This is a genomic window from Kribbella sp. NPDC048837 (assembly GCF_055586945.1).
Window position 1 is genome coordinate 81389 of sequence record NZ_JBVJHF010000014.1, and the last position, 19000, is coordinate 100388.

Genomic DNA, 19000 nt, shown 5'->3' on the forward strand with positions numbered 1-19000 from the left:
TCGCGTCTCGTGCCGTCGCAGCTCAGGCGTAGTGCGCCGGCAGCACGGCGGCGTCGTCGAGCAGCTCGGTCTGCAGCAGCTCGTCGAGGACCTCGCGCGCCTGGGCCTCGTTCCAGTAGCCCGCCTTAGTTGTCATCTTGATGAAGCGCGCGATCAGGCCTTCGGTGCCCAGGCCGTTCTCGGGCTCACCAAGTGGGTAGGTCACAGTCCGGGCCTGATGGGTACCGTCCGCGAGCTCGACGTCAAGATCGCACTTCCAGAACAAGTCCGTGTCCTTGTCGATCTCCGGGTCGCCCACGACCCTGATGCGACCGATCAGGTCACGAACTTCCGGCCGGCTCAGGTACGTCTGCGCGACAGCCGGGTCGTAGATGGCATCGAGGCCGTCGCGACCGTACAGCGCGGCTATCGCGGTGTTGAACTGGATCGAGAACCGCGGGCCCATGGTTCCCTTGCCCTCCGTCCACGGCTCCGGGTCGTCCACGATGTATCGGCCGGTCTGCGCGATCGAGGTCGTAATGCTCGAGATATTCGCGGGATCGACCAGACCATCCGAGACTAGGCCCACGATCGCGTCGAGCGACGAGTGGCTGAATCGGCACGACGGATAGGGCTTGTGCCCCATCTCGAGCGTGCGCCACAGCGCCCCGAACTCGCGTGTCGCCTCCTGCGGGAAGACGGATCCGGCACCGTACAGCGCCCAGAACCCCATCGCGTTCTCGAGCTCGTCGGTCGAGGCGGTGAATCCCGCCTGGGCGAGAAGTCCGGACGAAACCCCGCACCGGGCCGCGTGGCCGTTGTTGAAGTCCTTGGTCATCACACGCTCGGTGAGGTGGGCGCGGTTTCCCGCCACCTGGACACCCGCGAGACCTAGAGCCCAAGCGGTGTGCTCCTCGTCCAGGCCGAGCAGCTTCGCGGCGAGGGCGGCGCAGCCGAACATCGTCGCCGTCCCTGAGGGGTTCCAGCCCGTGACGTAGTGGTTCGGCGTCACGGACATCGCGACGCGGAGCGCGACCTCGTAGCCGACGACAATGGCCGTCACGAACTGCTCACCGGTCGGGTGAGTGCGCTCAGCCATGGCGAGCGCGGTCGCGAAGATCCCGAGTGCCGGATGCGTGGCGGTCAGGCGGTGGGTGTCATCGAGCTCGGACAGGTGTGTGTTCGCGCCGTTGACGAAGGCCGCCCACTCGGTCGTATACCGACCCGGCAAGCCGGCGATCGTTGCGGACTTCTCTGGCCGGACCGACACACCTTCGTCGGCCGCCACCGAGAACAGGATCTTGGCCATGTCCTCGTCAATAGTCGTGACCAGACAGCCGTAGTAGTCGATGAGCAGGTCCTTCGCTTTGGCGACTACGGCCGCGGGGAGGTCGTCATAGGTGAGGTCGACCACGAATTGCGCAAGCTGCCGCGTAGGGCCGAGTGTCTGACTACGGGTAGAGGCGGCACCGGTGTTCGGGGCGACGTCAACCGTGGCGCTCATGACAAGGCTCCTTCAATAGGAATGAGAGTGGGAACGGTGTCAGCAGTCTGCGTTCTAGTTGGGAACGGTGTCAAGACGCCTCTGATCAGACGCACCTGCGCACGCAGAGGCGTGAATCGAGCCCGCCGCCCACTCTCTTGTCCCAGGGCGCGCGGCCGGCACAAGCTCGACCCAGCTGCCTGTAGGTCCAGGACTATCCCGCTACTCAGGCCTACGCCGAACAGATCGGCGCGGGCGTCACGTCTCCGAGCTCCGGTCCTGCTCCAACCCGAGCGTGTCGACGTAGACGGCCGTGCCGCCTCCAAGTCGTCGACCGGCGTGGCCAGGTGAAAACCGCGAGCTCGGAGAGTCAAGAACAGTCCTGAACATCCTTCCGGGCGGTGGCCTCCGCCGGAAGACGGCGGCTCGATTCACGCCCCTACGGGTATGCGTGCGTCTGATCGGACATGCCTTGACACCGTTCCCAACGTGAGACATGCTCGATGTCGCAGCTGACAAAGCGGCTCCAGTGAATTGCCGTATGTTCGCGAACCTGCAAGCGCCGTCGGTCGTCGGCCAGAGGCGTCGCCGCCCGGGTAGCGATTGCCATTTGAGCTGGGCAATTAACTTGATTTCAGATGAACAACTCGTGTCGAGATTGCTAGGACGGATCACACGTGACGACATATTTGGAAGCGCTGGCCGCGGAGTTGGTCGAAATTGAGCGGTCCCCACTCCCAGATCGAGTGATCGTTGCTGCGGGAGCCTGCTTGGTCGACGCGGTGGGCTGTGCGATCGGTGGCAGGACAACGCCATGGGTCAAACAGGCCCAAAGGGTAGCGCGCATGTCGCACGGCGACAGTCGCCTATGGGGAACTGTCAACGACACCGCCTCGCTCGGCGACGCCATTTGGGCCAATTCTGTTGCCTGCCACTCCATCCTCCATGAAGACACTCACCACTTGAGTTACGCACATCCGGGCACGGTCGTTGTTCCTGTCGCACTTGGCTTGGGCGCACATCTAGGCAGCTCAATGGCGGACGTTATCCGGGCGACAGTTCTGGGCTATGAAGTGATTGCCCAAGTGGCCCTGGCGACGATTGCGGGCGGTGTCCTAGGTGGGGGTTGGCGAGGTAGTACTCTATTCGGTCCCCTCGGAGCCGCTGCGGCAGCAGGTTCACTGTTGCGCCTGAGCGAAAGCCAGCATGTCGACGCTCTCGGGCTTGCGGCGAATGCGGCGGGTGGCACCTGCGAGTGGGCGGGGTCGGGTACTTCTGACATCTATTTTCAAAACGCGGGTGCTGCCAGGGCGGGACTTCTGGCCGCCTTGGTCGCCGAGGCGGGCGCTCGCGGCGCGGGGACGGCGATTGACGGACGTTACGGTTTGCGTTCCCTCTTTGGCAATTCGAGTAGTGAGCTATGCATGCCCAAGGTATCGACGGACCGGCTGGCTGTCGAAGAGATCGTGTTCAAGCGCTATCCATCGTCCGGTTTGACGCAGGAGGCAATTGACGCGGCACAGCTGCTTTCCCGGCGCACCGATGCCTCTAGTGTCGAAGCAATCCATGTCAAGGCAACGACCGCCGCCGTTACTTATCCAGGGTGCGACAACGCCACCAGCTTCGCTACCATGACATCCCGGCAACTGAGCCTCCAATATCTCGTCGCCGTGGCCCTTCTTGACGGTGCCATCTCACTTGATCGCCTACAAAGGCCACTAGATCCTGCGGTTGCCGGCCTGGTGTCGAAGATTAGGGTCCACGCAGACCCTTCGGCGGATGCGGCTCTTCCTTCTGTCCGGACGGCTAGCGTTGAAGTGCACTCGAGTCACGGGCAGATTCTGCAAGCGAGTTCATATCGGGACCCGTACCTATCTCTACAGGAAGTCCACGAGAAATTCCTCTCATACGCTGAGCCGGCACTGGGGAAGGACCGTGCTGCAGCGCTTCTTACGGCGCTGACCTCCGGCCGAGAAGAAGTCAAGGCGAGCGGTCCGGCGGCCCTACTGGGTTTCTGAGCCACCAGTCGCGCGTCCCCGCAGCGGCTTGTTCCGCTACTTGGCGTTTGCGCGTCTCAGGCGCATTGTTCGGCCCGTTCGGCCACGGCCTCGCCTTGATTGGTTGTTCGGCCTCTCCAAGATCTGCGGAAAGGACCTGCTGTGATGAGCAACGAGGTGGCCACCCTCGGCCCCGCGGCGGCCCGCCGACGGTTCCGCAACGGCGAAGTCACGCCGACCAGCGGGTGGGCTCACGGCTACACGCAGACGAACCTAGTGGCTGTACCCACAGAGTGGGCGTACGACGTGCTGCTCTTCGCTCAGCGGAACCCGAAGCCGTGCCCGCTGCTCGATGTCAGCGAAGCCGGCTCGACCACCACCGTCCTTGCCCCGGATGCCGACATCCGCACCGATCTGCCGCTGTACCGCGTCTGGCAGGACGGCGAAATCGTGGCCGAGCCCAGTGACACGACGACATACTGGCGGGACGATCTGGTCTCCTTCCATATCGGGTGCTCCTTCACCTTCGAGTCCGGCCTCGTCGAGGCAGGTATCCCGCTGCGGCATGTCGAGCAGGGTGTCAACGTGCCGATGTACCGGACGCAGCGACAGTGCCGCACTGCGGGCCGGCTCTCAGGTCCGCTGGTTGTCTCGATGCGTCCGATTCCCGCGCCCATGGTTGCGGCGGCCGTGGCTATCTCCGGGAGGATGCCTGCGGTCCACGGCGCGCCCGTCCACGTCGGCGAGCCAGCGAGCCTGATCTCGGGAGCGCTCGACGCTCCGGACTTCGGCGACCCGCTGGAGTTGCACGAGGGTGATGTCCCGGTCTTCTGGGCCTGTGGAGTCACACCTCAGGCGGCTGTCATTGCCTCGAAGGTCCCGTTCGCGATCACGCACGCGCCCGGCTACATGTTCGTCACCGACATCCCCGATCGGGACTATGTCACAGGGAACGAGTTGACGTAATCGGACCCGAGTTCAGGCAGACCGACCTCAACACCGACCGGGGAAAGGCTCGGCATCTGGCAGCGCGGTGACCACCAGGCGCTCCTGGAAGTCGTCTAATCCGGGCGAAGCAGTTCGGCAGTTGTCCGCCACTGGTCCTCCAGCAGTCTGTCGACATCCACGAGGTGACCTCGTCTCGCCAGCCGGGACAGTCGCGATGCATTGCGTTGCTCGGGTTGAGCAACGGCCTGACCGCCACGCTGCGTCTGGACGAGAGCGCCGCGTGCCGGAGGCGGGCGCGACAAACTGAAGACAGTCGCTGGGTCGATATCTCTGCTATTCAGCGACACGATGGGGGCTCTCTGCGCCCTCCGGTCCAACACGTGGCAGCGGGTAGCTTCGCAGTTCATCGCCTTGACATGAGACGTAATGCGCCTGCCACAGCGGCCTGACATCCTTTGTATTAAAGGGAAAGGGGAGTGTGATGGGCGAGTACGCCGCTCGGAGACATGTCGCGCTGGTTGCTCATGACAACAAGAAAGCAGAGTTGCTGCGCTGGGCAGAATTCAATCGCGGGACGTTGAGCCGACATCATCTGTACGCTACCGGCACGACCGGTACGATGCTGGAGTTTGAGCTCGGCCTGCCGGTTACTCGGTTTCTCAGTGGGCCAGTCGGCGGGGATCAGCAGATCGGGGCTCGAATTGCCCAGGGGCAGATCGATGTGCTGATCTTCTTCTGGGATCCGCTGGAGGCCCAGCCGCACGACACCGATGTCAAGGCACTGCTACGCCTGGCGACGTTGTGGAACATCACGATCGCATCCAACGTCGCCAGTGCGGACTTCGTCATATCGTCACCGCTGCTGGTCAACGGCTACCGTGGAGTCCGTCCCGATGGCTACGGCCAGCCAACTGTGACAGGATCACCTGACGCGGTCTATGGCTGAGCGTTACAGACTGACGTCTCGAGTGTGGTCGAGGTGGCTGGCAGACAGCGGATGCATGCACTCACGAGCCTCCGAACAGGCCGCGAGTCCACGAGAATCTGAGCTCTGCCGCTCGACGTTCTCTGAGATCTGCCTGATCTCGACGATTCCGATATTTGCTGGGTCTACCAACGGCTGCCCGGCAAGCTGTGGCCATGGAGTACATCAGTCCGTTCGGTTCGATGGGTGACCGGGGCAACAACGGACCCAACGCGTTGTGTCTGTCGGGTACTCACTGCACCGACGCAGTCGACGAGACCCTTAACGAGTTGCACGCTGGCACCGTTGTGGCGATCGATAACCATGCTCCACAGCCGGCCTTTCTTGCGCCAGCTGGCAGAGCTCGCACTCAAAGCGTTGCTCGGCCGGTTTCCGCGCACCCCGTAACCTCACTGACCTCGTGGGGCAGCTGACGCTCGCCGGAGACGACCTGCTCGCTGGCGGCGCCGATCAACAGCTGGTCCTCGCGTTCATGAACGATCTCAATCAGCGTGAGAAGGGCGGCGACGAAGGCCGATACCCCACCAAGACCGACGGGACTCGCTCGCTCGCCAAGTGTGCTGTGCGGACCCGACAGTTCTGCGTGAGTACGTCGACCATCTGCATGGCGACGTCCAGACGAGACTCAGTGAACACGGTGTTGGCTCTGCGGCCGATCCGGCCTAAGGGATGGGGCTGCCGGTCCGCGGGTCGACTGTGGTGGAGTGGGTACTGCTCCGCGTGGTGCGTCCTGATGGATTGGTGATGGCCGCGGGATCGCGCGCGGTGGTGCGGTCCGGGTGGGCAAGGTCGATCATGTGACGATGCAGATCAAGACGCTCGAGGAACTCCAGCGGGCAGACGCTCGCTCGCTCGCCTTCACCCCGGCGGGCCTAGGACACATGGATGCCGCGGATGCCGCTGAGTTCCAGCAGCAAGTGGTCAGCGCCATTGAGCTGTCCAGCGATGTCGCCGCGCCGACGCGCCGGGCGTTCGAACGGCTGCGCACGGTCTACGGACACGGTGTCTTGTGTTACGAGACCTACACGTTGGTGCACGACCACTCGCTCCTTCTCATCGAACAAGCGCTACGAGACCGGCTGCTCGAGCACTACAACAACGTCGTACCCCTGGTCGACAGGCAAGGCCAGACGATCCACATCAGGGCCGACAGCTACGAGACAGTGTTCGACGCCTGCCGCCGCAACCCCCGCCTGCTGGCCGGCGGCAACGGCTCGATCCTGCCGTTCAGGGGAATGCTGCGAGACCTCACCAGTTGGGCGCGGAGCGTGGGGTACTTCCGGGGGCAACAGAACCGTCACCAGGAACGCACCCATGGCGACCTGCGCAACATGATCGCCCACGGCAGCCCGCACCTGACCAGTCCCGTCGCCGCGGCCAACGAACTACGTGCGGCGGCCGAGATCATCAACCAGCTCTGGGGACATCCGACCCCCAACGGGAAGTACTACCCGGGGCCACGGACGCGGCACATCATCGCCATCGGATGGTCCGAGACCGGTGGGATCCAGCGCGTCGATGCTCACCGGCTCCGTGACGAACCCGGAGTACACCAGGACTGGAACTACATCATCGTCAGAGCCGTGGCCGACGACCCGGACCTGTTCGACTTCGACTCGCGGCACGAGCAGACCGCGTACGCGGCGGACTGGCTGTGGGGGCCTGGGACCGTCGATGATGCAGTGGCCTGGATGCAGGTCGCGGCGCCGGCCGTCGACGAGCAGGACCACCTGGACCGCGTCTTCGCGATCCGGATCCACGACGGCCGCTTCTCCGCGCCCCAGCGATCAGAGATTGCCCTCAAGGCCGCGGTCGCCGACCAGGCGGGGGAGTGGTACGTCGTCAGAGCGGACTTTCCGACCCAGGCCCGTGTCCACGTCCGCAACCGGGCGACCACCGAGTACTGCCAAAACAGCGGGCCTTGCGAGACCTGCGCCGCCGAGCTACTCGCGCACGGCAGCTACGACGACATCCGCGAGACGCTCAGCCAATCCACTTCCCGGCCGATCGGACAACTACCTCCGGATGTGTCGACTCCGAGCTTCGTTCACCACCGAGCAGCGATCCCGTAGGGCGGCATTCTCATTGCTCGAGCTAGGCAGTGGTGGACCTCTCTAGTCTGTTGCCCATGAAGCTGAGTGATTTCGCCTCGGAGTTCGGTCCCGCAGACCTGCCAACCATCGCCGGAGACCCGATGCCCAACGTTTCCCTCAAGGCAGGGGTCGATGCATTGGGCGCGGCCCACCGAGTTGAACAGTCGCTGCTCAACCTGCTGGGCGAGGCCGTCTATACCTTCTACTTCGCTAAGCAGGCGTGCCCCGAGCTGGGCGTCCTGGCCCTCTCACAGCAGGGCCATCTGCGACAGGGAACTGAGTTGGTGAGAAAGAGCTTGCTTCGCAGTGCGGTCATCGGGATCGCTACCACGATCGATCTCACGGGGCGCGGGCGAACCATGTCGATCCCTCATGCGCTCGACGCCCTTGACGACGACCTGAGACGCAGAATCGCTCTGACCCCGGACGACGAGGCCGAGGCTGCGCTCGACCTCATCAGTCACATCCGGTCGACCACCGATGCCGATACGGTCTTGTCTCTGAAATACGTGCGCCATCTGCGGAACAAGTGGGCCAGCCACGCATCCCTCGACCGCAGCCTCGATGCGTGGGCGGGCGCCGATTCCCATGTCGACTTCAGACTCCTAGAAGACGCCCTTGCCAGGATGGTCAACGCGTTCCAGGATCTTGCGACCCTGGTGCCAATGAGCAGCGACTTGGCGGACATCGAAAAGGAGGCCAGTCCTCCTGAAGTTCTGCCCGACGGAACGAAGGTGATTCGGATGAAAGTCGGGTGGTCAGGAGCCAACGCCGGGGCGCAAACTATGCGCTATCTAGCCAAGAAAGCCGCGACTGCCTTCGTCGAGAAAGTCTCCTAAGCGCGTCTCACAGCAATCAGCCCGGCGCCGGCCAGCTGTGAACAGGAGCGTCCGCGCCCCTGGCGCCCAACCCTGACGCCTTCTGCCTGCGGTAACTGCCGAGGCTCCTCGATGAGGGTGCGGAGGATCAGTCGGCGGCGCGAGGGATCATCGCCGGTCCCAACCAGCGCCGGCCTCAGGTGAACGGGCTCCGAGCGTGCCGACGGCCGAGCCGCCGAGCTGGCTCCGAGCATCGAGTTGGCGCAGGCGAAGCGCTGGCGCGCGAGCATGAACGCCAGACCCGGCGGGAACTGTTCCCGGGGAGCGTCCGATGCGGCGTTGGCGAGGCGTGCGCCACCCGCTTCGGCGATCCGGGTGAGGTTGGCCAGCGCAAGTTGAGCTTGGACGCGCAGCGTCGCGTCCCCGGAGCGTGTGTCGTCGGGGGTGCGTGGTGTTTGCCCGGAGATGTAGAGCACACGTCGGACGCGGATCGCCTGACTGTAGGTGCCCGCTGGCGCAGGTGCCTGCGAAGTCGAGATGGCGGACAGAGGCGTCACGCGCCTCCGATCCCGAGGCGAGTCGGGCGCGCGTTGAAGTTTCATTGGCAGCTCCGCGCTGCTGCGACGATGCGGTCAACTGCGTCGATCGACCGGTCTCGGTCTTGAGAGAAGTTCAGCCGAATGCTGTGTCCACTGTGGGGCGCGAACTCGGTGCCGGGCGTGACGATGATGCCTTCGTCGTCGCGCAGCTTCGTGATGAACTGCGCGGGGTTCAAGCGCATCGTGGGAAGCCGTGGGAACAGGTAGCTTCCTCCTTCAGTCGGTCGGACCGTGAACCCATCGGCCATGCCGTCCGAGGTGGTGAAGATGGCGACGAGTGCGTCACGGATCGTCTGGTGCTGCGATCTTCGCTCGGCCAGCCAGCCTTCGGGTTCGGTGAGCCACGTGTCCAGGACGGACTGGTTGTAGCCAGCGGCGCGGAGCGACACGATGCCTAGAAGTTGTTCCATCCGGTCGATGACCGCGGGTGGCCCGACCGCGACGCCGGTCCGGTACCCGCTGAGGGACTCGGTCTTGGATGGCCCGAGCAGGGTCAGGCACTGGTCGCCGCCGACGTCGGCCGCGCGGAGATGGGTGAAGTGGGTCCCCGGATAGAGGAGGCGGCAGTACAGCTGGTCCACGACCACGGTGGCGCCGGCGTGCCCGGCCAGCCGCGCGACAGCAGCGATCTCGTGAGAGGAGTAAACGACGCCGGTGGGATTGTTCGGGTTGGACACCACCATGACCTTCGCGCCCTGGCGGAAGGCGTCCTGCGCGCGGTCTAGATCAAGTCGAGCTTGCTGAGTGGGGTCAGCGTAGTGCAGAGGAACAGGTAGGACCTTGCCGCCGAGGAACTGCACGATCTTACGGTTGGCGAAGTAGTCGGGTTCGACCACGGCCACCGCGTCGCCGCGCTCGACCAGCGCGGCGAGAGCGAGGAAGAGCCCAGCCTGGGAGCCCGGCGTCACGATGAGGTCGCGATCGGGATCGACTGGCGCCCCTGTGAGCTCGGCGATGCGGGGCGCGAGGCGCTCGCGCAGTGCGGCGTGGCCGCGGTACGGCGAGTAGGCGTGCGTGTCGCCTTGTTCGACGGCGGCGATCAGTTTCTCGAGCGCGCCGGGCGCTGGTGGGAAGGCCGCGACGTCGCCATGGGAGAAATCGACCACGATTCCGCCGCCCTTGCGCTGTGCTGTGATCTGACCGGGAGCATGAGATACATCGAGCGTCGCAAAAGAGCCCGAGCCAGCAGTACCACGATTGACCATCTGGTGACCTGCACATTCATCAACGTGTGTGGACAGGCGAATTCGGCATAGGTCGAATGGACGACCACTGGGCTGAACTGCCGGAACTGAGCGGCAGCGCTGCCGCTACTGCGATAACGTGACCTAGTCTGGACACCCAAGCGTCGAGTACCTCGCACCCAGCGAGAGTGAGGGCGGGGGCACGCTGCAGTAGCAGCGTGGCGGATGTCGGACGGGCGATGCCCGCCGCGGTGAGCGCTTCGGGGTGACCGATGAGCCAGCGCTCAAGATCGGTCGCCGGGGTTTCGAGGTGGAACTGCAAGGGCAAGAGGTTCGGCCCATAACTGAAGGCCTGGTTGTCACAGACCGGAGTCGAGGCGAGTCGGCTTGCGCCGGCAGGGATTGTGAATCGGTTGGGATTTCGATCGCCGTCGTTGGCGCCGATCGGGCCGCCGAGCACCACTACCAGGTCGGCCGTGCCGATCGGGTCGGACTCACCGTTGATGATGTCGAGGTCGACGCCGAGGTAGCGGATCGTCTAGCTGTGGTGGCGCAGGACCGGTTCGATCAGGCCGAGGTTTTGGAAGGCTAGGTGGCGGAGCGCCACCGCGATCCGGGTCCGGTGGCTGGTCGTGTCGGGCCGAGTGGTAGTTGGGTCAACTCTTGTTCTCATGGGCGCAGATACGAGGCTCCGTTGAGGTCCAGCATCGCTTCGGAGGACCAGGCTGCGTCTTAGCGGCTGCCGCTGTGGTGCATCGCAGCCTGGTATCCGCGGTGGGCGAATGGGACCGCGGTGGAGCGAACGGTCCCTCGTGACGCTCTGGTGGCGAGTACGCCACCAGGCACCTGATCTGACATCCAAGCCCTCCCTTGTGTCCGATTGAACTGAACACACCTTGCATCGTCTCATGTCCTAATGTCAACATTCGGACATGAGTGCAGATCTTCCACGGGTCAACCGACGAGGACTGTCGGACGAGGCTGCAGACCTGGTCCGGGTTGCCATACTTGGCGGACGCTTTCCGCCTGGTGCAATGCTGCGGGAAGTCGAGCTGGCGGAGATGCTGGGCATCAGCCGCGGTTCGGTTCGGGAAGGCCTCAGCATCCTCGCCCACGAAGGCCTCATCCGTGCCGGCTGGCATCGTCAGACCACCGTCATCGAGGTCACCGCCACCGACGTGGAGGAGGTCTATGCCCTACGGGCCACCCTCGACCGGCTGGCGGCCATCACTGCACAGCAAACGGCCGCGCCTCGCGATTTGGCGGACCTCGACCGATTGGTCGAAGCCATGTCCAACGAGATCGCTGATCATGCAGATCCAGTTCGGCTCGTCGCGCTCGACATCGCTTTCCATGACCGGATCTATCAGACAGCGGCTAATAGCCGACTCACCAGCGCCTGGACCGCCGTGCGCTCACAGGTTCACCTGTTTCAGCTGCGCCGTGTAGACAATGGCTACCAGCACTATCGAGACCGCGTGGTCGACGAGCATCGCGAGCTGACACAGCTGATCAGTCAGCGCGACCCGCACCTGCTGGCGCAGACCGCCGAGCAACATGTCCACTCCGCCCGACACAGCCTGTTGGTCGGCCTCGGATCCGCGCCGACATGACCCTTTCAGGACTCCAGCTTCCGATCGCCACCGGATTCGCGCCGAACGATTGGAGCAACGGGAGAGCGAGAGGCGTCGTCCACCGATGAGGACTCTGCCGTGCTGATCTGCCCGCCGTTGTCGCGTACAGCCATCGACGGCGATGGCGCGGTCGACCCGGATGCGACGGGCTCGGCCGCCGGGGTGCTGGCTTCACCCAAACCGCTGCCCACGCCGATCTGCTCGGTGAACGACCCCACGCGCACACGGTCTCCCGTCGCGACGGGGTCTTGGTCATCGGCGATGCTGCCAGGCGCGCGGTCTCCTTTTGCCGCCGGACGGCTAAGTCAGTCTCCGCCGGGGCGAGAAGCCCGAACAGAGCTCGTCGTCTGTCGCGCTGCTTTCTCTCCGCACGACCGGCGCGCGACGAGGCGTGGTTTCTTGACGATCTGCACCGGTTCCTCGGGCTGGGTGACGATCAGTATCGCCGCTTCAAGCCCCATCTCGTAGGACGGCTGGGCAATGACCGTGATGCCTAGAGCTTCCGCCCAGTCGAAATCTCCCACGGCGATGAGCGCAACGTCGTCTGGAACACGGCGTCCGAGCTTCTGGAGAGCCTCGTAGATGTGCCGGGTGAGCAGATCCGACATGCAGACGATCGCGTCGATCCGCCGGCCGTCGGACAGCAGGTCGGCGACTGCAGCGAAGACTTCCTCCTTGCCCTCCACGGCTCGCACCGCGTTGTCGGGCAGCTCGACGTCGTGTTCTGTCAGCAAACTTCGTAGTCCGCAGATTCGCTCGATGCCCTGCTGCCGGGTCCCCATGGTGATAACAGCGATCGAGGAACGCCGACACGACAGGAGATGTCCGCCGATGAGCCGACCGGCCTCGAGGTTGTCCAGGCTGATCGAGTGCAGGTTCGGCTGCAAGTCCTCGACTGCGCGGGTGACGATGACACATGGAGTCCCAGCCGCCGCCATCCGGCGAGCCCGCGGGTCGATGGTGGGGCCAGTTGTCAAGATCAGGCCACGGACTCGCTGCTCGTCCATTCTCTGGGCGTGGGCCGCCTCCCGCTCGACCTGGCTGAACGTGTTGGCGAACATCACCAGGCTGTCGTGGTCGGTGGCAGCCTCTTCGATCCCCCGCATCAGCTCGAGGTAGAAGGGACTGTCGAGGTCCCTGATGATCACACCAATCGTGCTGGAGCGGCCTGCGAAGACCCCTCGCGTGAGCGCGTTTGGCGTGTATTCGAGCTCGGCCACCGCCTTCCAGACCCGATCCGCGGTGTCGCTGGAAACGTTGTGGCCGTTCAACAGACGGGAGACCGTCGCGGTCGAAACTCCGGCCGAAGCGGCGACATCGTTGATTGTTGCCCGTGCCATGCCTCATCCTCTCGCGATCGCCCGACCCGCCCCCAGGTGGGCGATGGCTCGACGTCTGTCTCATTTCCCATGAGAGCGCGCGGTGCCATGCATCAAGAGTCGTTTCTGACCTCCCTTCCTCGTCCTGAGTGCCGACAGAGGGGAGGCGAACTCGAGCTCTTGACCGAGCACGCCGTCATGCGGTGTGCTACGACGATAGCCGATGTAACTAGTTACATGCAACTAGTTACATCACTCAAGTAGCCGGCCTTGGCCCAGGAGCTCACGAGGTTTCGCCGAGACGCGGACGCCGCAAGCGCGCGCCAGCAAGAGAAATTGATAAACCGGTCGCCGGTCTCGAGCGAATCGGTTCACCTTGAAGGAGAAGCTGATGGATAACGGCAATGCCGCCGACCTCGCCGTGCGCCGAAAGGCAGCACTGAAGGCCGCCGCGATCGGCAACTTTGTGGAGTGGTATGACTTTGTTTTGTACGGACTGTTCGCCACCACCATCGCTGCGGTATTCTTCCCGAAATCCAGTGCCACCGCCGGCCTGCTGGCCACCCTTGCAATCTTCGGAGTCAGCTTTCTGGCTCGTCCCCTCGGCGGGCTCGTATTCGGTCAGATTGCTGATCGGATCGGCCGCCGCACGTCATTGCTGATCTCAGTCCTGTTGATGAGTGGCGCGACGCTGGCGTTGGGCCTGCTGCCCGGCGCCGCCCAGATCGGCGTCGTGGCACCGGTGCTGTTGCTGGTGTGCCGCCTCACCCAAGCTGCGGCTGCTGGAGGGGAGTACGGCAGTTCGACCAGTTACGTCGTTGAATTCGCGCCCGATCACAAGCGCGGTCGCTATGCCGCAATCACTCCGGTGTGGTCGTACATCGGGAGTTTCACCGCTGTTTTGGTGTCCTTGGTGGTGACTGTTTCGACAACTCCAGAACAGTTGGCATCGTGGGGATGGCGGGTGCCGTTCCTTGTGGCGGCGCCGCTCGGACTGGCTGGCCTCTATCTTCGGTTGCGCGTGGAGGAGTCGCCGGCGTTCGAGGCGCTGCGTGCTTCGGGCAGCGTGGAAAAGACACCGATCAAGCGGGCACTCAAGACGGCGAAGAAGCCACTGCTTATCATCATCGGTTGGTCGATGACCAACGCAACCGCTGCCTACATCATGAGCACGTTCCTTGTGTCCCACATGGCAGCAAAGACATCATTCGGTCTCAATAAGTCGTTCATCGTGCAACTGGTGCTCTGGAGCGTGCTCGCGGTGGGCTGCACTGGGGCCGGGTATCTCATCGATACCGTCGGGCGGAAACGAGTTGCGGTGACGTGCGCACTCGGCCTGGCGGTGTTGGCGGTGCCGGCTTTGGCCGTGCTCGAAAACAGTTCGTTGACGCAATCTGCGCTGATCATCACGCTGCTTGCCTTGCTGTACAGCGGATTCACCGCGACCACCGCCCTGGCAATGGTTGAATTGCTCCCGCCGGCCGTGCGAGCCTCGGGGGCCGCCCTGTCCTATCAGCTTGCCTACGCTGTCTTCGGTGGGAGCGCACCGTTCCTCGCGACCTGGTGGGTTTCCTTGGGGTACGGCCTCGCCCCTGGCATCTATCTCGCGATCCTGAGCGCAATCTCGACCGTGGTGGCCGTGATCGGGATCGGCAACCGCGTACGGACCAGCAGCGCCGATGCCGGGCGATCACCGAGCGAGAGTCCCGAGCCGAGCCCATCGGGCGCGTGAAGTGAATCATGGCGGTGTCTGTCGAGCCAGTCCTTCTGTAATCCGATGCAACTAGTTACATCAGATACGGCAGGCGTTGCGGAGCGCAGAGCCCACTGCCCGGGGCTGTGAGAGAACACGCGAGAGAAAGGCATTCGCTCATGCATAACAAAGTTGTTGTCATCGGTGCCGGGGTGTACGGCGCAGCGGTAACCGCCGAGCTAGCGCGTCGGGGCGTCAGCGTGACGGTGGTCGATGCGGGGTTGCCGGCGGGGGGCACGTCGGGTGCGACCTTTTCGTGGACTAACGCGAATGGCGCCAAGGAGCCACGGGCGTACCACGATCTCAACGTGGCCGGTATGGAAGCACACCGGAAGCTCGCTCGGGACGTTCCCGGCGGCGACTGGTACCACGAGCGCGGCTGCCTGAAATGGGGCGGCGACGAAGGCGAACGCGAAGACCTGCGTCGAAAGGTCGACCTGGTCCTCGGTTACGGGTACGAGGCCTGCTGGCTCACCCGCGCTGAGGCGCTGCGCCTCGAGCCCGATATCAACCCAGCCGAACTCCCGGCCGGCGAGATCGCCTACTTTCCGACCGAGGGCTGGGTTGCACCAGCCCCGCTGATTGGTCACCTGCTCGCCACATCAGGTGCAGACCGGGTGTGGAATGACGCGGTCGTGGGCTTCGATATCTCGGATGGTCTGGTTCGCACTGTCCGGCTGGCCTCGGGACGGCGCCTGCCCGCTGACGCGGTCGTGAACTGTGCCGGGCCTCAGGCAGGAGACATCGCACAGCTCGCCGGTCTGGACCTGCCCATGCGTAACACCCTGGGCGTGCTTGTCCACATGTCGCCGACCGCGGTCTCGGTGACCCGTGTGATTCAGGCGCCGAACATCCACGTGCGGCCTGATGGCGCCGGACGGCTCCAGTTGCACTCCTACGACAGCGATGACGCGGCGCACCTGACGGCGACCGGGGAAGTCACGGTGGACCCGGCTGAGGTCGACAAGATCGTAAACGCCGGCTGCTCGCTCTATCCCGGAATCCGCGCGGCGAGTGTTGAAAGTGTGCGAGTCGGCGAGCGACCGATCCCCGACGACGGACTCCCTGTCCTTGGCCGCTCGCCGAAGCTACCCAACTTTCACTTCGCCGTCTCACACAGCGGCGTGACGCTGAGTGTCTACGCCGGCGGACTCGTTGCCGCTGAGCTGCTCGGCGAAAACCACGCCGCTGAACTCGACCCGTTCCGCTTCGAGCGATTCTGAAGAAGGCACGTCGGCGGTTCCGCCGGCCCAGCCAGGACTTGAACACGGGAATTCGCATCGCTACGTACAGCGGTGCGATGGGATCACCATAATGGAAGGACAAATAGATGTACAACTTTGACTTTGAAGGACGCCTGAGCCGATACCAAGCAACCCTGCGCGCCGAGGGCGTGGATTACGGCATTGTTCTTCAGTCCAAGGATGTCCGATATCTGACCGGATTCTGGGGCTACGCCACACGCGCTGAATACTTCGAGCCGGGCCGCCTAATCTGCCTTGTAGTTCCGCAGAGCGGAACCCCTTTGCTTGTCGTACCAAAGATTGAGCGGGCCTTTGCCGAGGCGTCCACAAAGCGCGTCCCGGTGAAAATCGAGCATCATGTCGAATGGTCCTCGCAGGACGACAGTAGGGATGCCTGGGAACTCGTTCGCAGCTACATTAAGAGCGAGGGTCAGGGGAACGCGCGCCTTAGCGTCGAGAGAGCCCACCTGACAGATAAAGCCTGGCGTCCATTCGCGGAAAAGTTCGATGATTTTACCGTTGTCGAGAGCTCCGACAGTCTCGCGCGTCAGCAGGACATCAAAGACGAAGTCGAGCTGCGGCTGTTTGAAGCCTGCGGCGCGCTGGCCGCAAGCATGTTCCAAGTCGAACTCGAAGCGATCAAGCAAGGCGGCCTTCGTGAATGCGATGTTGCCATGCTCGGTTTGCAGCACAACGTGCGTGCCTGCGCGGAGGCTATTGAGTCGTCCACGTACAACGAGCTGTACGTGGATTCTCCTATCGGACCAGGAGCTCAGTTGCTGACTTCGGGACCCAGGTTGAACCGTTCGCACGGTACAGCGTCGACCCGCGTTATCGAGCCGACCGATCTGGTCGCGATCGATCTGTGCCGAGTTCCCTATCTTTTGGGTTACAGGATCGGGTTCGGTCGAGTGATTTCTCAGCGACCGTTGGACTCTTCCGAGCAGGACATCAATGCAACGGTAAAGAAGTCCTACGATGTCGCGGTTTCCATGTGCCGTCCGGGGACCGTCATGTCGGACATTGATGTGGCCGTTCGCAACGTTTTGGAGGAAGGAGGCCTCGGCCCATACATCATGCACCGGACTGGACGGACACTCGGCACCGAACCGATAGGTATTGGAATCGCGGAGGGCGTTCAACGAAAGTTGGAAGCAGACATGGTGCTGTCCATCGAGCCAAGCGTGTATATGGACGGCTTTCAGTCGCGGGTAGAGAGCACCTTCAGGGTCACGGAGGAGGGCGCACAAATTCTCACACCTGTTCCAGAGAGAATGATCACCATTTAGCTCCGTCTCCGAGATGGCCAGCAATTAGTGAAAGTTGATTGCTGGCCGCGTCGGAGGAACTGGTGCCGGAAAGACTGTCCGGCAGAAAATGCAGATTGGCCTGGGGAGACGCGATCGGAACAGAGTTCGACAAAGGTAGGGCGTACGGGCGGAGGCAGGTTCGCTCCTGAACTGTCGATGAGTTCGTGACTCCGCAGGTGAACAGGTGATGAGACGAAGAAGGAACAACGTATTCATGGACTTGCAGGACCTCCTAGACGACATTGTTGGGTCAATTCGACCTCTCTGCAGTCAGGGGCGGGTTGGGGACTTCATCATCCCCCAACTCGGCGTGGTCGAACCGAACCAGTTCGGTATCAGTGTCGCTACCCGTGACGGTGAAGTGTACTCAGCGGGTGATGCGCAAGTACCTTTCTCCATTCAGAGCATCTCGAAGGTCTTCGCTCTCGCACTGGTACTTGCATATGATGGCGAGTCGATGTGGAAGCGGGTCTATCGGGAGCCGTCTGGGAACCCGTTCAACTCACTTGCACAACTCGAACAAGAAGGCGGAATTCCGAGGAACCCCCTGATCAACGCCGGCGCATTAGTGGTAGTCGATATGCTCCTCAGTGCCGGCGGTCGGTCGAACGGGGTTCTGAGTCTTCTCCGACGCGAGAGCGGGAACGCAGCTCTCCGAGTGGATACAAGTGTCGCAGAATCCGAATCGCGCAACAGTCACCGGAACCACTCGCTCGCACACTTTCTTGCCAGCTACGGAAACCTCATCAATCCAGTTGAGGAAGTTGTTGAGGCATACATCAATCAGTGCGCCATCTCAGCAAGTTGCAAAGACCTGGCCCTCGCAAGCCGATTCCTTGCCGCGAACGGCGCCGGCAGATACGGCGATCTGTTGCTCGATCCGCTTCAAGCTAGACGGATGAACGCCGTGATGGCCACCTGTGGAACCTACGACGCAGCAGGCGAATTTGCGTACCGCGTCGGACTTCCGGGCAAGAGCGGAATCGGTGGGGGCATCATCGCAGTGGTGCCGGACATCTGCTCGATCTGTGTCTGGAGTCCAAAGTTGGGTAACTCAGGGAATTCCATAGCTGGTGTTGCCGCGCTGAGCGAGTTCTCCGCCCGTACGGGATGGTCGATTTTCTGATGTCCTCCGCGCTGCATCATCGCCCGCCGGGCGCCGGTCTGAACGTTTGAGGTTCGGTGCGGGTGTCTTTCACGCGTTATGAGAAGGGATTTATGAAGGATGGATGGATTCAGGGTTGCGGTTGCGCAGGCTGGTTCGGTTTTCGGTGATACCGGAGCGACGATCGGCAAGCTTGCCGGCCTGGCTCGCGAGGCTGCGGTCAATGGGGCGAGACTGATCCTGTTTCCGGAGGTATTCGTCGGTGGGTATCCCCGTGGGGAGGACTTCGGGTCGGTCGTGGGTTCACGCACGCCACGTGGGCGTGACGCCTTCCGGCGCTATTGGGAGGGAGCCATTGACGTACCTGGTGAAGAGGTGCAACGGATCGGGGAGGTCGCGCGGTCGAACAATATCTATCTGGTCACGGGGGTCCTTGAGCGCGAGGGTGGCACGATGTATTGCACGGTGCTCTTCTTCGGTCCTGATGGCAGTTTCCTGGGTAAGCACCGGAAGTTGATGCCGACTGGTGTGGAGCGGTTGGTCTGGGGG

The 19000-nt window shown here is 63.2% G+C and carries 17 protein-coding genes; 12 read left to right on the forward strand and 5 right to left on the reverse strand.

Features of this window, described 5'->3' with window-relative positions; translation table 11 throughout:
• Positions 1–22: 22 nt before the first annotated feature.
• Complete coding sequence (locus ACZ6O0_RS41875) at positions 23–1483, reverse strand: MmgE/PrpD family protein (protein ID WP_465770665.1); 1461 nt, start codon at positions 1481–1483, stop codon at positions 23–25.
• Positions 1484–2139: 656 nt separating this feature from the next.
• Between ACZ6O0_RS41875 and ACZ6O0_RS41880 the strand changes: the two genes are divergently transcribed.
• The 5 genes from ACZ6O0_RS41880 to ACZ6O0_RS41900 all read left to right on the forward strand — a co-directional run bounded on the left by ACZ6O0_RS41880 (position 2140) and on the right by ACZ6O0_RS41900 (position 8324).
• The gene (locus tag ACZ6O0_RS41880) at positions 2140–3480 is read left to right on the forward strand and encodes an MmgE/PrpD family protein (protein WP_465770666.1); all 1341 of its coding nucleotides are present in this window, start codon (positions 2140–2142) and stop codon (positions 3478–3480) included.
• A 144-nt stretch (positions 3481–3624) separates the two neighbouring features.
• Positions 3625–4425 carry a putative hydro-lyase gene (locus tag ACZ6O0_RS41885; protein WP_465770667.1) on the forward strand — a complete coding sequence of 267 codons (801 nt, stop codon included), beginning with the start codon at positions 3625–3627 and terminating at the stop codon, positions 4423–4425.
• Between the two features lie 463 nt (positions 4426–4888).
• On the forward strand, positions 4889–5353 hold the full coding sequence (locus tag ACZ6O0_RS41890; RefSeq protein ID WP_465770668.1) for a methylglyoxal synthase: 465 nt from the start codon (positions 4889–4891) through the stop codon (positions 5351–5353).
• An 842-nt stretch (positions 5354–6195) separates the two neighbouring features.
• Positions 6196–7464 carry a hypothetical protein gene (locus tag ACZ6O0_RS41895; RefSeq protein WP_465770669.1) on the forward strand — a complete coding sequence of 423 codons (1269 nt, stop codon included), beginning with the start codon at positions 6196–6198 and terminating at the stop codon, positions 7462–7464.
• Positions 7465–7520: 56 nt separating this feature from the next.
• Positions 7521–8324 carry a hypothetical protein gene (locus ACZ6O0_RS41900; RefSeq protein ID WP_465770670.1) on the forward strand — a complete coding sequence of 268 codons (804 nt, stop codon included), beginning with the start codon at positions 7521–7523 and terminating at the stop codon, positions 8322–8324.
• On the opposite strand, the gene ACZ6O0_RS41905 is transcribed toward ACZ6O0_RS41900, so the two are convergent.
• Together ACZ6O0_RS41905 and ACZ6O0_RS41910 are read right to left on the reverse strand one after the other, a co-directional pair.
• Entirely contained in the window at positions 8321–8905 is a 585-nt protein-coding gene (locus ACZ6O0_RS41905) for a Rid family hydrolase (protein WP_465770671.1), read from the reverse strand. The two genes, ACZ6O0_RS41900 and ACZ6O0_RS41905, sit on opposite strands and share 4 nt — an antisense overlap.
• Positions 8902–10107, reverse strand: coding sequence for a pyridoxal phosphate-dependent aminotransferase (locus tag ACZ6O0_RS41910; RefSeq protein WP_465770672.1), 1206 nt, complete (start codon positions 10105–10107; stop codon positions 8902–8904). The genes ACZ6O0_RS41905 and ACZ6O0_RS41910 overlap by 4 nt, the downstream gene beginning before the upstream one ends.
• Positions 10108–10351: 244 nt before the next feature.
• Here ACZ6O0_RS41910 and ACZ6O0_RS41915 point away from each other — a divergent pair, with 244 nt between their 5' ends.
• Entirely contained in the window at positions 10352–10678 is a 327-nt protein-coding gene (locus ACZ6O0_RS41915; RefSeq protein ID WP_465770673.1) for a hypothetical protein, read from the forward strand.
• A 340-nt stretch (positions 10679–11018) separates the two neighbouring features.
• Entirely contained in the window at positions 11019–11699 is a 681-nt protein-coding gene (locus ACZ6O0_RS41920) for a GntR family transcriptional regulator (RefSeq protein WP_465770674.1), read from the forward strand.
• Positions 11700–11704: 5 nt separating this feature from the next.
• On the opposite strand, the gene ACZ6O0_RS41925 is transcribed toward ACZ6O0_RS41920, so the two are convergent.
• The gene (locus ACZ6O0_RS41925; protein ID WP_465770675.1) at positions 11705–11938 is read right to left on the reverse strand and encodes a hypothetical protein; all 234 of its coding nucleotides are present in this window, start codon (positions 11936–11938) and stop codon (positions 11705–11707) included.
• A gap of 87 nt (positions 11939–12025) precedes the next feature.
• Positions 12026–13060, reverse strand: a complete 1035-nt coding sequence (locus ACZ6O0_RS41930) for a LacI family DNA-binding transcriptional regulator (RefSeq protein WP_465770676.1) — start codon at positions 13058–13060, stop codon at positions 12026–12028.
• 370 nt (positions 13061–13430) lie between these two features.
• Here ACZ6O0_RS41930 and ACZ6O0_RS41935 point away from each other — a divergent pair, with 370 nt between their 5' ends.
• The 5 genes from ACZ6O0_RS41935 to ACZ6O0_RS41955 all read left to right on the forward strand — a co-directional run.
• A complete protein-coding gene (locus ACZ6O0_RS41935; RefSeq protein ID WP_465770678.1) occupies positions 13431–14771 on the forward strand; it encodes an MFS transporter in 1341 nt (446 codons plus the stop codon).
• 140 nt (positions 14772–14911) lie between these two features.
• Complete coding sequence (locus ACZ6O0_RS41940; protein ID WP_465770679.1) at positions 14912–16015, forward strand: NAD(P)/FAD-dependent oxidoreductase; 1104 nt, start codon at positions 14912–14914, stop codon at positions 16013–16015.
• A gap of 107 nt (positions 16016–16122) precedes the next feature.
• Positions 16123–17325, forward strand: coding sequence for a M24 family metallopeptidase (locus ACZ6O0_RS41945; protein WP_465770680.1), 1203 nt, complete (start codon positions 16123–16125; stop codon positions 17323–17325).
• Positions 17326–17560: 235 nt separating this feature from the next.
• The gene (locus tag ACZ6O0_RS41950) at positions 17561–18472 is read left to right on the forward strand and encodes a glutaminase (RefSeq protein ID WP_465770681.1); all 912 of its coding nucleotides are present in this window, start codon (positions 17561–17563) and stop codon (positions 18470–18472) included.
• Positions 18473–18571: 99 nt separating this feature from the next.
• A partial coding sequence (locus ACZ6O0_RS41955; protein WP_465770682.1) for a nitrilase-related carbon-nitrogen hydrolase occupies positions 18572–19000 on the forward strand: 429 nt, incomplete at its 3' end.

Excerpts from the sequence above, each read along its gene's own strand:
- ACZ6O0_RS41875 (WP_465770665.1), bottom strand. The coding sequence starts at position 1,483 with ATGAGCGCCACGGTTGACGTCGCCCCGAACACCGGTGCCGCCTCTACC.
- ACZ6O0_RS41885 (WP_465770667.1), top strand. The coding sequence starts at position 3,625 with ATGAGCAACGAGGTGGCCACCCTCGGCCCCGCGGCGGCCCGCCGACGG.
- ACZ6O0_RS41890 (WP_465770668.1), top strand. The coding sequence starts at position 4,889 with ATGGGCGAGTACGCCGCTCGGAGACATGTCGCGCTGGTTGCTCATGAC.
- ACZ6O0_RS41895 (WP_465770669.1), top strand. The coding sequence starts at position 6,196 with ATGCAGATCAAGACGCTCGAGGAACTCCAGCGGGCAGACGCTCGCTCG.
- ACZ6O0_RS41900 (WP_465770670.1), top strand. The coding sequence starts at position 7,521 with ATGAAGCTGAGTGATTTCGCCTCGGAGTTCGGTCCCGCAGACCTGCCA.
- ACZ6O0_RS41905 (WP_465770671.1), bottom strand. The coding sequence starts at position 8,905 with ATGAAACTTCAACGCGCGCCCGACTCGCCTCGGGATCGGAGGCGCGTG.
- ACZ6O0_RS41910 (WP_465770672.1), bottom strand. The coding sequence starts at position 10,107 with ATGGTCAATCGTGGTACTGCTGGCTCGGGCTCTTTTGCGACGCTCGAT.
- ACZ6O0_RS41920 (WP_465770674.1), top strand. The coding sequence starts at position 11,019 with ATGAGTGCAGATCTTCCACGGGTCAACCGACGAGGACTGTCGGACGAG.
- ACZ6O0_RS41930 (WP_465770676.1), bottom strand. The coding sequence starts at position 13,060 with ATGGCACGGGCAACAATCAACGATGTCGCCGCTTCGGCCGGAGTTTCG.
- ACZ6O0_RS41935 (WP_465770678.1), top strand. The coding sequence starts at position 13,431 with ATGGATAACGGCAATGCCGCCGACCTCGCCGTGCGCCGAAAGGCAGCA.
- ACZ6O0_RS41940 (WP_465770679.1), top strand. The coding sequence starts at position 14,912 with ATGCATAACAAAGTTGTTGTCATCGGTGCCGGGGTGTACGGCGCAGCG.
- ACZ6O0_RS41945 (WP_465770680.1), top strand. The coding sequence starts at position 16,123 with ATGTACAACTTTGACTTTGAAGGACGCCTGAGCCGATACCAAGCAACC.
- ACZ6O0_RS41950 (WP_465770681.1), top strand. The coding sequence starts at position 17,561 with ATGGACTTGCAGGACCTCCTAGACGACATTGTTGGGTCAATTCGACCT.